Source organism: Paenibacillus pabuli NBRC 13638, assembly GCF_001514495.1.
Taxonomy (GTDB): Bacteria; Bacillota; Bacilli; order Paenibacillales; family Paenibacillaceae; genus Paenibacillus; species Paenibacillus pabuli.
Genome location: NZ_BCNM01000002.1, coordinates 193,298 through 209,432, shown reverse-complemented (window position 1 = coordinate 209,432; position 16,135 = coordinate 193,298). Strand labels below are relative to the sequence as shown.

Sequence of the window (16,135 nt, the reverse complement as noted above, 5' to 3'; positions counted from 1 at the left end):
TTGGGTATTAAGCAGTACAGCCGGATGTCAGCGTTTGTTGTTACGATTACAGTTTGCGCAATTGGATACGCTGAATGGAATGATCGGCTTCCTTTTTCAAAATCAGTCGGGCCCGTCCTTTGGTTGGCAAGATATTTTCGTGCAGGTTTTTGGCATTGATATCTTTCCAGATCTGACTTGCCATAAGTACAGCTTCTTCTTCTTCCAGATTGGCAAAACGACTGTGGAAAAAGGAATTCGTATTCTGAAACGCTGTATTGCGGAGCAGTTTGAAACGCTCAATGTACCAGTGGCGTATATGATCCTCCTCGGCATCGATATAGATGGAGAAGTCAAAAAAGTCACTGACGAGCAGCGGGGTTTCCTTCTTGACCTGGAGCACGTTAATTCCTTCGATAATGAGGATATCGGGCTGACAGATGGCCTTCTCCTCACCAGCAATGACATCGTAGGCAAGATGGGAGTAAACGGGAGCCATGACTTCCGGTTTGCCTGATTTGACGTCACCCATGAATTGAATGAGGGATTTGATATCATAACTTTCCGGGAATCCCTTCCGGTTCATGATGCCTTTCTCTTGCAGCACAGCATTGGGATACAGGAAGCCATCTGTGGTGACCAGATCCACCTTGGGATGTCCCTTGCCTCTGGAAAGCATAGCCTGAAGCAGACGGGCCGTTGTGCTTTTGCCCACGGCAACACTTCCCCCAATACCAATGATGTAGGGAGCGGGAGGTGCTTCTTTTTTTATAAAAGAGGCCGTTAATCGATTCAGCTCTCGCGAAGCTCTTGCATATAAGTCAATAAAGTGGGTAAGAGGTAGATAAATATCCTCGACTTCTTGAATGGATACCTCTTCATTTAATCCCTTTAGCTGTTCCAATTCCGCTTCCGTTAGTGGAAGAGTGGTCTGATGTTCCTTCAAGTCAGCCCATTCCTTGCGGTTAAACTCGATGTAAGGAGAGTATAAATTCATGAGATCCCGCTTTCTGTATGTAATGTTATGTTGGCACAATCTTTAGTGTACCAAATTTCAGGGAACTGACAACATCTTTACATTGAGGGTACCTTAGTATATTCCCTGAAAGTTGAATGAAAAGCAACTAATAGGAAAGTTTAAACCAATTTATGTTAAAGTCAACGTATACCATGCGGAAGGGTGACAGCAAATGATCGTATATGAGAGAGAGCATGATTTTGTTTTGACCGCACAGCATGAGCATGGACTAGCAGCCGGAGAAATGGCTTCCCATTGGAAAACGGAGTTGCTCGCCGATGCAGCGCATCGGGAAGAATTGATTCTTGCTGCAAGAGAGCATGACCGAGGATGGATTGAACTGGATGCCGCTCCATTCTGGAATGATTATAGTCAGACACCGTATTCGTTTCGTGATTTTCCGCTGCGTCCACGATTTGTATTTTACCGTAAAGGCATTGAAGAAGTACGGGAGAAAAACCTGTACGCCGGGTTGTTATGCAGCATGATGTACACCGAGTTGTTTCAGAACAATTTGGGTGTGAATGAGCATGATGATGAAGACATCAGGGAGTATCTGAACATTGAACGGGAGCAGCAGTTAAGCTGGGAACAGCAGCTTGGTGATCGTGAGACATTGAAACAAAGGCTGAAAAGTGATGTGGAAATCATGCTTTTTTGTGATCAGCTGAGTCTCTTTCTCTGTATGGAGGAACCTGGGACACCTGCCGCACGGTATGATTTCTTTGCCGATGGACTCGGGTGTACCTTCGATGCATGTTCAAGACAGCCGATTCGGGCGGAATGGCTCTCGAACGAGAAAGTAGGGATATCCTTTGTGCCGTTTGACGAGGACTTTACAGTTAGTATGCCTTACAAATCGGTGCCGAAAGCGAGTATCCGTAAATTCGGTATGCTGCAGGCGTATCGCCGTGCGGAGTGGAAAGAGCGCCGGGTGTTAATTACAGGCATGAGCTGAGTATCGCATATTTGATATTCGGTTCATAAACAAAACATTGCATACATCATAAAGAGGCGGGCCTCCGAAATATTTCCGGTGTCCGTCTTTCGTATGCGTTTATATCGTAATTGAATTTGCAGCAGGAGAATCTGTCTACGTACAAGAATTGTTAGTGTACAACGAAGCATATAAGCTTAATTCCACGATTACACAAGAACGGAACAGGACAGAAAACCTGGCGATAAAAGCGATCGGAAGGTTCTTCTGTCGTCGTAGTGAATATGTGTGAATTGCAAGGGATTAGGTTTTGTATAAGGCAACTGGGAGGATAAACATGAACAACCGAACTGAAATATTAACGATGTGCATGGTATGGGACAAGCGTAAAGATAAGGTCCTGTTAATGAATCGACCGGATCACAAAGGATTTCCGGGATATATTGCTCCTGGAGGGAAAGTTGATTTTCCGGAAAGTATCGTGGATGGTGCAGTGCGAGAAGTTAAAGAGGAAACAGGACTTGTGGTGAAAGAAATTACATACAAAGGTCTTGATGAATTTTGTGATCCGGAGCAAGGATTGCGTTATATGGTTTTCAACTACGTGGCTACTTCTTATGAGGGAGAGCTATTGAACGAGCCACCGGAAGGCGAACTGTTGTGGGTGTCTTTAGGACAGGCGCTTGAGCTGCCCATGCAGGATTGGTTTGCAGAACGTTTCCCGCGATTTTTTCAAGCAGGTACGTTTGAGCGGAGTGTGATCTGGGAGAAATCGACCGGACGTACACTGAAAGAGACGTTTATGGTGTATAGCGATTCGGTTCTTGAACAGAGTGAAATCAAATAATTCAAAACAGTCAGGAGGCGGAAGAAATTATGGGCTACCAGCATGCACTGGAAGGATACATTGCAGCGACCAATACACATCAGTTTGATGAGGTAAGCAAATGGTTATCACCGGATGCCGTATATTGGTTTACCGGAACGTCTTGTACTACGCTTAACGAAATTCGGGCTTATTTTGAAAACGCTTGGAAGACAGTTCAGGATGAGGTATATCGTGCAGAAGATGTAACGTGGATTACGACTGGCGAAGAGCAGGCGGTCTGTATTTATACCTATCACTGGAAAGGAATGGTTCAAGGGGAGCCGGCTTCTGGAAAAGGTCGGGCTACCAATGTTTTTGTTGCAGGCATCAACGGAGAATGGAAATTAATCCATGAACATTTAAGTACGGGGAGTTAACGTGAGGAACAGGACGTGCGTTTTTGGATCAGTTTATTTTAATAAAGCTAATAAATGAGGCTTCTATTTGATGCAAGTCTCATATTTTATCATCCAATTCTATATATTTATATCCAGATATTATGATATAATGAAGTTTACTTTTAAAAAGGAGATGACTTTCTATTATGGAGATTACATTTCGTGAATCGCTGGAGGGGGTAGGTGTAGACCAACTTAGCGGGAATTTTTTCGAAGGTTGGCCCAACCCTCCGTCTAATACTACTTTTCTGAAGCTGCTGGAACAATCCTATGCTGTCGAATTGGCTGTTGATGAAGAAACCGGAAATGTGGTGGGCTTTATTCAGGCGATTTCCGATGGAGTTCTTAGTGCATTTATTCCATTATTGGAGGTGCTGCCAGAGTATCAGGGCAAAGGGATCGGAACAGATCTCATCAAGCGTATGTTTAATCGCCTGGGTGATCTCTACATGATTGATCTTTTGTGCGATAACGAACTTCAGGGGTTCTATGAGAGACAGGGCATGCAGAAAGCATCTGGTATGGTGATTCGTCATTATCAAAATCAATCCGGAGCGGTGAGTAGCTAATAGATTTGGTGAACTAGATGGTTGAAATAAAAAATAAAAATCGTTCCGCAGTAGCCCGAGGTTATAAAAAGAGAAAAATATGAATTCAGACCCAAACATTTATATACGGAAGGTTGTTATATATTTGGTGAACTAGCCATACATAGGCTTCTGCAAACGGGGCGTAAATGAATATGTACGAGGAAAAGGTGGAGATTGGTGTGAAATTGTCGTTCCGGATTTTGGACTGGGAAGAAGAAAAACCTTATGAACTTTTACTGATGGCTGATCCGTCCAAAGCCATAGTTGACGAATATCTGAGTCGCGGTGTTTGTTTTATCGCTGAGTACGAAGGAGAAATGGTGGGAGAGTTTGTTTTGTTGAAAACACGTCCAGAGACAGTAGAGATTGTAAATATTGCCGTACAGGAGGAATTACAGGGGCAGGGCGTTGGCAAACACATGATCAAGGAAGCGATAGAAGCAGCACGCAGGCTCGGTGGTCGAACGGTAGAAATTGGGACAGGCAACTCGAGTTTTCATCAGTTGAAGCTGTATCAACGCTGCGGTTTTCGCATTATAGGGGTCGATCGGGATTTCTTTGTGAAACATTATGAAGAAGAGATTATAGAAGATGGCATTCGCTGCGTTGATATGATCCGTTTGGCTCTGGACCTGGATACCGTGGCAGAGGAGAACAAGAAATGAACGCATCTTACAGATGAGAGGAAGAACCTTTAAATGGATCGGTACACACACATGGGGGTATACGGTTTAGTCACTTGGGAGCAAAAATTTCTGTTAGTTCATAAGGCAAGAGGAGCCTATATGGGGAGATGGGATTTACCTGGAGGAAGGTTGGAGTTTGGTGAGCAACCGGAGACCGCCTTACATCGTGAGATTGAAGAGGAGACGGGCCTTTCCGATCTACAATTGGTGATTCATTCTGCGGAATCGAACGTATTGGAGTGGGTTTACGAAGGCGAGCCGGAAGAGCTGCACCATATTGGAATTCTATACGATGTATATTTGACAAGTGAAAGTCGGCCTTATGAGATCAAAAGGCAACCGGATGGCGAAGATTCACTGGGTGCAAAATGGTGTACTATGGAAGAGGTCGGAGCGTTATCGTTGACGCCATTTGCACAGTATATGATTAACAATTTTAATAGAAACCTACTTTGATTTGAATTTTAGGACTGGTCAAATGGAACAGAATCGTTTATTCTGTGATAGATAGATTACAATTTTTTCAACTGAATAAGACTGACACCTTAAAGCATAAGGCTATGAATCTGCGGATTCGTGGCCTTTTTTTGTGTTTTTAGGGATGAATTGGGTCTTTGGAAGGGGAGGTTGCATGCCTTGTAGTGATGGGGATGGCTGAAAAATAATACCAATAGCCTAGATTTGCATGGTAGAATATTGATGATTATGACAAATTTAGGTTTTGAATTGAAGAGTAGTAGAGTGCTGATGAAGCAGAAGTTTGCCCCATACTAAGGTACATAGGAGAGTGAGTAGATTGAAGAAACAGATGAGATTAGATGGTAGGAAGTCAAAAAGAAACGTGTTGATAGTCGGATTGTTGACGACGGCTTTGCTGGCAGGAACGCTGCTGACTACTGGAACCGTGGGTCTGATGTCTACTGTGGATGCTGCTACAAGCACGAGTGGAGCGGGCACAACGGCTTCTGCACTTACGAAGTTCAAAGATATCAAAGGGCACTGGGCGCAAGCTACAATTGTCAAAGCCTATGATAAAAATCTGATTTCCGGCTACCAGGACGGTACGTTCCGCCCCAATGCCAAAATCACCCGTGGTGAGTATGCTGCACTTCTCAGCCGTGCAACCAGCTTGGAAAAGGTACAAGGCGAGAATCCTTTTGCTGATCTCAAGGGACACTGGTCTGAATCAGCTGTGACACAGTTGGTCGGTCAAGGCTTCATTAACACTAATGATTATCCCAAAGGATTCAATCCCAATGCCGAGCTGACACGCTACGAGATGATGAAATGGATTGCGAACGGACTGATCAAGTCGGGAACCAGTTTCCAGGATGCTTTTGACGATACCCAAAATACACTGCTACCTACCCCTGAAGTGAATCGGGGAACAATTCGTGCAGAACAAATTCCTTATCTTGCACTTGTTCGCGGGACTGGCATTGTCGGTGGATTTGAGGATGGTGCCTTGAAGCCTGCTGATCCAACAACGCGAGCCGAAGTGTCTGCCATTTTGCTGCGTTATATGGATGTAGAAGGTACGGATGCAGGGAAGTACAGTGATCTGAATGAAATGCGTGAGGTTGGCACGACGGGAACGAATTTAACGACTGTTTCAAACTATAAATATATCAAAGGTAGCTTTGCAGTTATCGTTAACACCGAGTACACATTGAAAAACAATGTTGGTGTTGTGAAGTACCACAGATTTATTGTAGTGGATACAAGAGGAAGTAAGCCAAAAGGTCTTTACGCTTCGCTGTTTATTAATAAACTAGCGAAGCACGAAACAGATAGATTTGTGACTTTTACTGAAATGACATTCACATCAAAAAATGAAAATGCAGATTTAATGACGTTATATCGTTCAAATGAGAATATAGCTTTGCCTATCCAAAGTCTAGTGGACACAACCTTTGGTAAAGATAGAGGCTTTACAACAATTTCTCATGATAACAGTGTTCCTTTTGAAAAAAATTCACCAATGAGATTCTGGTCTTCGCATACCTTGGATAAAAAGGGAGGATATCTAATTAAAAATGACGCTGGAATTAAAGTTCAAATTTATAACTAGTGGTTGCTATAGTTGGATTCTAGAATGAAGAAAATTAAGGGGATAAATATAATAATCGTATCGCTAACATTTATTTTTATGACAATCCTTCATTTATCTTTTTCAGCAAACTTTTCATACGCTCTGAGTGATCCCTATGGTCCAAAATCAATGAAAGGCCCCGCTGTGACAGTGGATGCTCTCAAGACTGAAGGAACTCCAGGTGTTTATTGGTATCAACTGGATTCGGGAGAATTTCGAGCTGATTACAATGGAACTTACAAAATTGTCGCTAATGGTGGAACTGACTCAGATGCTTATCCGGTTAAAACCCCAATTCCAGATAGTGTAGATATGAGTCGTTGGCCTGCGGAGAGTTGGAATCCTTACAGGGGAGTGGCAATTGAACCCGAGATGGTCACTGACATAAAACTTAAACCCACACCAGAAGGAGTTAAATATCAGGATTCCAGAAGTTACGAAGGTATTGGTCATCCAAATGTAACAAGTATAAATAATGCAGATATAAATACTTATACTGGAAAAGGATATGCCTATACAAAGCGTGAACAATTCGGAACTCGACCTGGAAATAAACCAAAGTTTTCAGTTGTGTACTACACGCCAGTTGATATTTTCTGGGAAGGAAAGATATATGAAGAAAAGGAGATTGACGTAACCCCAGATTCCACCCTAACGGTTGGAGAAACCAAACAAATGGTAGCCAAAGTTAAAACGAAGAACTATGGAGCAGCTCAATTTAGTGAAGGCATTGACGTAAGTCGGCGCGAAGCTGAGACCACCTGGTGGTCATCCGATCCGAGTATTGTGAGTATTGAACCAAAAACAGGGATCATTAAGGCTGAAAAGCCGGGTACTGCTTTTGTACGAGCCATCTGGAACAACGGTACATACCTCATCTCGGATACTGCTGATATTACGGTTAAGTCCGAACCGGGACTCATTGTGAACCTGCCAAACGCCTGTAAAGGAGACACAGCTACAACGCTGCAAGCCAAAGCGATCCTGACTAAGTCAGATCTTTCTGTTCATGAGCTTACCGCTCATCCCAAATTGACCTGGCAAAGCTCTAATCCAGCAGTAGCGACCATAGGTGCCGATGGGAAAATGACGATCAAAGGTATCGTCGGCAGCACCACCATCACCGCGCGATTTATGGACCCTGCCCAGCAGTTGAGCGAGCAAGGAACGCAGGTATTAGATGTAAAGGATTGCACAGGAAACGGGGGAACTGATCCAGGGAACGGGAGTGGTGTTGTGGGTTGCCCCGTGACCATCAGCCCACCTAATAAAGGAGCGTTGATCGAATCGGCTGTCATGGACCCTTCCGTCCGGGGCGTGCTGAAAGCTGATGATCGGGGATCTGAGAAGTTCGATGTCACCCGAGGCATCCCGACGTCTGAAGATCTCTATGCACATGTCATGGCTAAAGGATACTTATTTCAGCACAGTTGGGTGAACATGACGGGAACAGTGACTTATACGGTCAATGTAAAAAAGAAGTATCACAAAACATGGACGATCCCGGGCAGAGCCTCGACAGGACCGAATGACCCAGGCACACCTCCAAAACCTATGGAAATCGATGTTCCTGTGGAAAAACCAATGCAGGTTACACGACAATATAGTTACTGGCAAATTGACAATTTGGAAGTATACAAGCTCAGTCAAGCTACAATTTCTAATTATGCACTTGGTGGCTATGGTGGTACAGTTACACTTACTCCAAACGGATATACGCCGCCGACCTTACAATCGGCTAATGATGATGCCGTTACCGCACATGTGAAACCTGCACCTTGCAAAGAAATCGATCTTGGAACTGAAACGGTTCCGGGCGGTTCCACTGAACCGACTACACCTGTTGAAACGTCAATGTTCCAATCCAAAGCGGAGACTGAAGTCAAGGAGAACACTGTAAATAATGACAAGGTAGTGTTTAATGGAGCCACTGTGATGGATCCTGCTCCAGTGGATAAGACTGCTCCGCGACCTGGGACAATCCCGCTGCCTGACATGATCGGTGACAGTGTGCTGTACCAAAATCGTTTAACGATTCAGAATACACTGGTCAACAAAGCGGACCAACCGACAACGGGCGAGATCGCATATGGTTTGATTCCTGGCAACATTAAAGGGGGTCAGGATCAGAAGTTTTCTATTCAAGGGATCAATGCTGTTACGGTGCATACGCCTGTCGTTAACTACGCATGGGTGTCTGATGATCAGCCGCATAACCAGAAAACAGTGCCTGATCCGACCAGTTCGGCACTTATTCTGGAACGGCCGTTTATCGTACGCATCCCGACCTCAGGGCAGCATCTGGATGTAACCAGTTACCCGGGTTATGGCAATAGGGACTATGCCAAGTATTTTCGCATCAAGCAGGTTCGTTTTCCCTTTGATGTCTATAACGCCGATAGAAGTCAGTTCATTCCAGCCAAGACCTGGGTAGACATCCCGGTCAACCAACTGGATACCGTTTTCTACCTTCCAGTATGGGTGGATGAAGGACATTACCGAATTGAATTTCGCAATATTGGGGAAAATGCTCCTTCTACATTCACCGAACAGCAGGATGCCAACACGAATCTGACCCATCATGCTGCGGCAGATACGGTTCCGGTGGAGGTTATTGGGCGATTGTATGATTTTCACGTTACGGATATCGCCGATTATAATTGGGAGAACGTGTTCCGCAAGCAGCTGGGGAGTTCAGAGCCGACAGGGGTGAGTTACTGGACAGGACTTAACCGTATTGATGGTGATCCGCGAGGAAATCTGGCACCGTTTGTGTTACCAGTTCGCCCAGGCAGCCATCCTGTACAGGGTTTCAGTAATGTTGCGGTGAAAACGGGTTACCATATCAAGTTCAACCTGAAAACAAAAGGCAATATGTTTGGCAAACAGGATGGTGTTCGAATTACACCAACGTTTTATTTTGTGAGCGAAGATGGCTCTTCCAGACAGGAAGTCGATCTATACTACCACCGTGGGCAAGAGCGACTTATTCGGATCGGATCGGAGCAGGATTCAGAGAAACGGTTTGTTGTCCTGAACTCAAGGTTACGTAATGTACCCGGTATGGAATTGGGGGATACCGCGCGTTACCAGTACACTTATGAACTGCCCTCCGATGAACGCAACCAGATTTCGCTCTCTGATTATATGATTAAGCTTGTAGATCAAACCTCTCACCAGAAAACGTGGGTAGGTCGCTACGATTGGATGATCCTGCCCGCTTCCATTCGTACACTGATTGGACCAAAGACAGACATTCCTACTGGTGTTAGTGTGGACCGAGCGAATGCGGCGATCCAGCGTTGGTACGGAGAATACAGCCTGCCTGCAGATGTATACGCTGTGCCAAAAGGAACCGATCTCGAATCGCTCGCCAGACAAAATAAACTGGATGAAAAGGCTTCTGCATTTCTGAAGGAAGGATATATCGTGGTCAATTTTAATATCGAAACGCTTCGGGATGGGAATACAGAAGCTCCACACCTCCAATATATTTATGCGCCACTGATGAATCAGTGGCAGCTGGAAGGTTTCAACAATCTCCCAGTAGACAGTCAAGGCAGAACTTGGCCCCTGAAGGATGGCGATGTGGTCTTTTATCACGCAGATCAGTCCAGCCGGAACGATTTTCAGTCCCAGGTGCCACATTAATAAAAGTCTGTCAGTCTAAATAAACCACGTCAAAAAGAAGCCGCCCGGATGCTTATAGGCATTTATAGGCGGCTTTTTGCTGAATATATTGAAAACGCTGTCTACGCCCATTTTTTTGTTGAATACCATGCCAAATGGTTAATATTTATCTTGACGGTTTGTTTTTGTCCATAATAGACCACAATTCTAAGGAAAGGAGGCTACAGAGAGAGTATTTTTTGCACCTGAAATGTTCCAATTATTCGATTCATCTAATTTATGCATCGATTGGACTAAAAATAGGAAATGCTCCTGAGCGCAAAAGTTTATAGAATAGATATTAGAACACGGACTTCAATGGATAACGTTGAGGAAGGTGTAACCTTCGAACGGATAAGGACAGTATTCGACATCTGTGCGACGGTATATACAATCATCGTATAACTATGATTTTGAAAACGCAGACAAACCTTGACGGGAGCGTCGGAACAACGTTACTACCACCAACAGCACGATTATTGGACTTCATGAAAAATTTAGCTTAAAATGTTGAACGAACGCAAATTACGGCTTAGTCAATGATTTCCGTCAAAAACTTATGACTAAATCAAGACGGAGGGAACGTCGATGACGATCGAGGAAGGCAACAAGAAACCCTGGGAAAGTTACTATGGCCCCAATATGGGATACGTACAGGAACAATATGAATTATATTCCCAAGATCCGGGTGCAGTGACACCAGCTTATCGGGAATTATTTGAACAATGGGGTGCTCCGCCGATGTCTGGCAGGGATGCACATACAGCCTCGTATTCTGGCAACGCCCAAAAGGCTTCCGGAAGCGTGGATATTCAATTATTACAGAAAGCGGTTACAGCAGGGAAGCTGGTTATGAATATTCGAACCTATGGTCACCTTGCGGCCGATATTGATCCACTCGGAATCAGTGAAGATTCAGATACTTCTTTACTTGAACCGAAGCACTTTGAATTGAATGAAGAAGATTTGAAAGCTCTGCCGGCTTCCCTGATCTGGGAAGGTGCAGATGGACAGACGGTAACAGGATTGGATGCCATCCAGCGCCTGCGGCAAATATATACAGGTCCTATTGCTTATGAATTCAGCCATGTGCATGAAGTTCATGAGAGAGAGTGGTTGAACCGCCGTGCAGAATCTCGTACTTCGCCGGCACCGCTTAATCCAGAAGAGCGTAAAGCTTTGCTGGAACGTTTGGTTGAAGTGGAGCAATTTGAAGATTTCCTTCACAAAACATTTGTCGGGCAAAAACGCTTCTCTATAGAAGGTAACGACGTGCTTGTCCCTATGCTCGATGAAGCAGTTCGAATTATGGCACATGCAGGTTCCAGTCATATTCTGATGGGGATGGCTCACCGTGGCCGATTGAACGTACTTGCTCATGTACTGGGCAAGCCATACAGCAAAATTTTCTCTGAATTCCATCATTCTCCGAACAAGGATTTGGTTCCTTCCGAAGGTTCAACAGGAATCAATTACGGCTGGACGGGGGATGTCAAATATCATCTGGGTGCAAACCGCTATGTAAAAGACGGTGAAACCGTGCAAGCGCGTCTTACCCTTGCCAATAACCCGAGTCACCTGGAATATGTCAACCCGGTTGTACAGGGCTTTGCACGTGCAGCACAGGATGACCGCCGTGATCCGGGTTATCCGAAGCAGGATGTTACCAAAGCTGCAACGATTCTGATGCATGGTGACGCGGCCTTCCCTGGGGAAGGTATCGTAGCCGAAACGCTCAATTTCAAAGCATTGCCTGGTTACCAAAATGGCGGCACAATTCATATTATCGTGAACAACCGTCTCGGATTCACAACAGACAGCAGCGATTCACGGTCAACGTATTATGCGAGTGACCTTGCCAAAGGGTATGAGATTCCGATTGTGCATGTCAATGCAGACAATCCGGACGCATGTATCGCAGCCATTCGTATGGCAGCAGAATACCGTAATCGGTTTAAAAAGGACTTCCTGATTGACCTGATCGGTTACCGTCGTTATGGTCATAACGAAACGGATGATCCGGAGACAACACAGCCGACAGTGTATGACAAAGTAAAAGCTCATCCAACGGTTAGTCACTTGTATCAGGATCATCTGAAAGAGGAATCCGTTATCGATGATGCTTCCATCAACAGCATCCGTGAAGCTGTGACGAACCGCTTAAAAGAAGCATATGAGCAGATGAAGAATAATGAGGTACATGAATATTACCAGCGTCAGATTAGCGAACCAGAAGCGGTTTCGATTATTCCAACTGCCGTACCACTGGAGAATCTGCGTGCAATTAACGCAGACTTGCTGAAATGGCCAGAAAATTTTAATGTGTATCCGAAGTTGCAGCGCATTTTGCAGCGTAGAAGCACGTCTCTGAATGAAGGCGAGAAGGTAGACTGGAGTCTTGCAGAGACACTTGCTTTCGCAACAATTCTTGCGGATGGCAAACCGATCCGGATTAGTGGACAGGATGCAGAACGTGCCACGTTTGCCCATCGGAATCTAGTGCTGCATGATTCGGAAAATGGAGCGAAATTCTGCCCGCTGCATCATCTGCCGCAGGCAAGAGCGTCCTTTGCGATCTACAACAGTCCGCTGTCGGAAGAGTCCGTTGTTGGTTTCGAATACGGATATAACGTCTATTCGCCAGATACGCTTGTCATCTGGGAAGCGCAATTCGGAGATTTTGCCAACTGTGCACAGGTTATTTTTGACCAATTCGTATCTGCGGGTCGTGCCAAATGGTCTCAAAAATCCAGCCTGGTTATGTTGCTTCCGCATGCTAACGAAGGACAGGGACCTGAGCATACAAGTGCTCGACTGGAACGTTTCCTGCAACTTTGTGCAGAAGATAATATGACCGTTGCGAACTTGACGAGTGCATCGCAATATTTCCATCTGCTTCGTCGTCAGGCTTCATTGACTGAAACGGAAGATGCACGTCCGCTTGTGATGATGTCACCGAAAAGTCTCATTCGTAATCCTCGTGTTGCATCACCTGCAACAGAGTTCAGTGAAGGCAAGTTTGAACCCGTGCTGGAGCAGGCGGGATTGGGCACAAAACCGGATCGCGTAGAGCGCATTATATTGTGCAGTGGTAAAATTGCCATCGATCTGGAAGATGCTTTTGAGAAAGATAAAGCAGATTGGTCCTGGTTACACATCATTCGTGTTGAGCAGCTGTATCCGTTCCCGGCGGAAGAAATCAAGCGCGTACTCGCTCGTTTCAGCAAGTTGAAAGAGCTGGTATGGGTACAGGAAGAAAACAAAAACATGGGTGCCTGGACATACATGGAGCCTCGTCTTCGTGAGATCGCGCCAGCAGGCACAGCCGTTAAATACGAAGGTCGCCCGGAACATGCGAGTCCTTCCAGCGGTTATCAATTGGTGCATGGCATGGAACAGCAACAGATTATTACAGCCGCGTTGAAGCAAACGACGAAGAATAATATTCCACTGGGGAGGTAACAGCTGTGAGTGAAATTAAAGTACCTGCAATGGGTGAGTCAATAACGGAAGGAACTGTATCCAGATGGATGGTCAAAGAAGGAGATACCGTTAATCAGGGTGATGTTCTTCTGGAGCTTGAAACGGATAAAGTAAATATTGAGATCAGTGCTGAAGAGAGCGGTGTACTTGAGAAAATTATTCGCCAGGAAGGCGAGACTGTAGAGATCGGTGAAACGATCGGAACACTCTCGGCCGGAGCCGGAGGAGGAAGCGGCGCGTCCGCTTCCCAACCAGCAGCGACGGAGCAAAAACAAGCGTCTGTGCCTGCACCGGAAGCTCCAACACCACCACCAGCACCCGTTGCGGCAGCAGCGGATTCTTCGGATAGTTCTAAAACAGCTTCACCGTCTGCACGTAAACTTGCGCGTGAGCGTGGCATCGAGCTGGATCAGGTACAGAGCAAGGATCCGATTGGACGGGTGTATCAGGATGATGTGAAGTCTCACACTACTCAGGCAGCCGCTCCTTCAGCGCCCCCTGCCAAAGCTCCTGCGGCATCACCTAGTGCTCCGGCATCTGGAGGTTCCACGTATACCAAACCAGTAGAGCGTCAACGTATGTCCCGCCGTCGTGCAACCATTGCGAAACGCCTGGTAGAAGCGCAGCAGACCGCAGCAATGTTGACTACGTTTAACGAAGTGGATATGACGGCAATTATGGATGTTCGTAAACGCCGTAAGGACAAGTTCAAAGAGAAACACGAAATCAATCTCGGCTTCATGTCCTTCTTCACCAAAGCGGTTGTAGGGGCTTTGAAAAAGTTCCCAACCATCAACGCGGAGATTGATGGCGAAGACGTAGTACTCAAAAAGTACTATGATATTGGTATCGCCGTATCTGCCAAAGAAGGCCTTGTCGTACCGGTTGTACGGGATGCGGACCGTTTGGGCTTCGCTGAGATCGAGAAGAGCATTGCGGACCTGGCGTCCAAAGCTCGTTCCAACACACTGGCGTTGTCTGATCTTCAAGGAGGAACATTCACCATTACCAATGGCGGAACGTTTGGTTCCCTGTTGTCTACACCCATTTTGAATACACCTCAGGTGGGAATTCTGGGTATGCACAAAATCCAGCTTCGTCCAGTAGCGATTGATGCAGAGCGGATGGAGAACCGTCCAATGATGTATATCGCCCTGTCATACGATCACCGCATTATCGATGGAAGCGAAGCAGTACGTTTCCTCGTGACGGTGAAAGAATTACTTGAAGATCCAGAGTCTTTGCTGATCGAGGGGTAATCCTTACCCATAACATTTAATTGCCATCTTATAATAAAAATAAAAGCCTCTGAACGGGTTAGCAGCTTGCGCTGTTCACCATGTTCAGAGGCTTTTTTCATCATTGTATGCGCGTTCGCATCACATTATACGAGATCAGCGCTTTCCGCATTTATCATGGAATAATGGACATTAAGATCAGGCATATGTCTTTCCAGCCATTCCACGACGTGCTCGGCAACTTCAGTTCGATTCGTCTCATGCAGCATTTCATGCCGTCCGCCCGGATAGAGGCGGTATTCAATATCCTCAAGCTGAAGCTCCCGATATTGGGAGACCAGGTTTAGGACGCCTTTTCCGTGAAGACCAACCGGGTCCTGTTCACCTGAAAAAAGATATACAGGTTTATCCTTGGGAATGCGTTTCATATTGCGTGGCATGTGAATTTCGAGCAGCAGTTTGAAAAAGTCATGGAAAAACCCTGCGGAGCAGACGGCTCCGCATAGAGGGTCATCGATAAACCGTTTGACCTCCTCGGGGTCCCGAGATAGCCAATCAAAGGGTGTTTTTGCCGGACGGAAGGAGCGGTTGAATCCGCCGAATACGAGTGCATTGAGCAGCATACTTGGATGCGCAGCCCCTTGAATGCCACACTGCAAGAAGGCAAGTCTCTCTCCAATATGGAGAAGACCGCGTTTGCCATTGGTACCGGACAAAATAAATGCATGATAGCGCTCATGGCCGGCGTACATTAGATGCTGCACCAAAAACGACCCCATGCTGTGTCCCATCAGAAAGAGAGGCACATCCGGGTTTTCTTTAGCGGCAGCCTCCCCCAGATTCATCATGTCACTCGCCATCCAGCGGAAGGCATCCTCGCCTGCATTGCCCAGCATATCCGGGTTTTCTGCCGTTTTGCCATGACCACGATGATCATTAGCATAGACCGCATAGCCGTGCCTGGTGAGATATTCGGCAAATTCTGCATACCGGGCAGCGGTCTCACTCATGCCATGTGCAATCTGGACCACACCCTTGATATTACATTCCGGATCGGGAAGCCAGCGGTACACATGAATACGGGTACCTTCATTGCCAATCAGGCCAAAGGTAGATTCCTGCATCTCATGTCATCCTCCTTCACAGGTCACATTAAAGCCATTACTGAGAACTAACC

Annotated in this window: 12 protein-coding genes; 10 read left to right on the top strand and 2 right to left on the bottom strand. The window is 45.9% G+C overall.

Features of this window, described 5'->3' with window-relative positions:
- Positions 1-46: 46 nt before the first annotated feature.
- Positions 47-976 carry a type I pantothenate kinase gene (gene coaA, locus PPA03S_RS04455; RefSeq protein ID WP_062320262.1) on the bottom strand — a complete coding sequence of 310 codons (930 nt, stop codon included), beginning with the start codon at positions 974-976 and terminating at the stop codon, positions 47-49.
- Positions 977-1,169: 193 nt separating this feature from the next.
- Between coaA and PPA03S_RS04450 the strand changes: the two genes are divergently transcribed.
- From PPA03S_RS04450 to odhB, 10 genes are all read left to right on the top strand, one after another.
- Entirely contained in the window at positions 1,170-1,955 is a 786-nt protein-coding gene (locus PPA03S_RS04450; RefSeq protein WP_062320260.1) for a DUF3891 family protein, read from the top strand.
- Positions 1,956-2,271: 316 nt separating this feature from the next.
- Positions 2,272-2,781, top strand: a complete 510-nt coding sequence (locus tag PPA03S_RS04445; protein ID WP_062320258.1) for an 8-oxo-dGTP diphosphatase — start codon at positions 2,272-2,274, stop codon at positions 2,779-2,781.
- A gap of 29 nt (positions 2,782-2,810) precedes the next feature.
- Positions 2,811-3,179, top strand: coding sequence for a YybH family protein (locus tag PPA03S_RS04440; RefSeq protein ID WP_062320256.1), 369 nt, complete (start codon positions 2,811-2,813; stop codon positions 3,177-3,179).
- A 167-nt stretch (positions 3,180-3,346) separates the two neighbouring features.
- Positions 3,347-3,769: a GNAT family N-acetyltransferase gene (locus tag PPA03S_RS04435; RefSeq protein WP_326100148.1), complete on the top strand. Its 423-nt coding sequence runs from the start codon at positions 3,347-3,349 to the stop codon at positions 3,767-3,769.
- 167 nt (positions 3,770-3,936) lie between these two features.
- On the top strand, positions 3,937-4,455 hold the full coding sequence (locus PPA03S_RS04430) for a GNAT family N-acetyltransferase (RefSeq protein ID WP_062320254.1): 519 nt from the start codon (positions 3,937-3,939) through the stop codon (positions 4,453-4,455).
- Between the two features lie 33 nt (positions 4,456-4,488).
- Positions 4,489-4,932, top strand: a complete 444-nt coding sequence (locus tag PPA03S_RS04425) for an NUDIX domain-containing protein (protein ID WP_062320251.1) — start codon at positions 4,489-4,491, stop codon at positions 4,930-4,932.
- 331 nt (positions 4,933-5,263) lie between these two features.
- The gene (locus PPA03S_RS04420; protein ID WP_439955827.1) at positions 5,264-6,547 is read left to right on the top strand and encodes an S-layer homology domain-containing protein; all 1,284 of its coding nucleotides are present in this window, start codon (positions 5,264-5,266) and stop codon (positions 6,545-6,547) included.
- 150 nt (positions 6,548-6,697) lie between these two features.
- Positions 6,698-10,219 (top strand): DUF5704 domain-containing protein, encoded by a 3,522-nt coding sequence (locus tag PPA03S_RS04415; protein ID WP_326100149.1) that lies wholly within the window; start codon positions 6,698-6,700, stop codon positions 10,217-10,219.
- Between the two features lie 606 nt (positions 10,220-10,825).
- Positions 10,826-13,699 carry a 2-oxoglutarate dehydrogenase E1 component gene (locus PPA03S_RS04410; protein ID WP_062320245.1) on the top strand — a complete coding sequence of 958 codons (2,874 nt, stop codon included), beginning with the start codon at positions 10,826-10,828 and terminating at the stop codon, positions 13,697-13,699.
- 5 nt (positions 13,700-13,704) lie between these two features.
- Positions 13,705-14,979: a 2-oxoglutarate dehydrogenase complex dihydrolipoyllysine-residue succinyltransferase gene (gene odhB, locus PPA03S_RS04405; protein WP_062320243.1), complete on the top strand. Its 1,275-nt coding sequence runs from the start codon at positions 13,705-13,707 to the stop codon at positions 14,977-14,979.
- Positions 14,980-15,104: 125 nt separating this feature from the next.
- Here the strand turns inward: odhB and PPA03S_RS04400 are convergent, their stop codons facing one another.
- Entirely contained in the window at positions 15,105-16,082 is a 978-nt protein-coding gene (locus tag PPA03S_RS04400) for an alpha/beta fold hydrolase (protein WP_062320241.1), read from the bottom strand.
- Positions 16,083-16,135 lie beyond the last annotated feature (53 nt).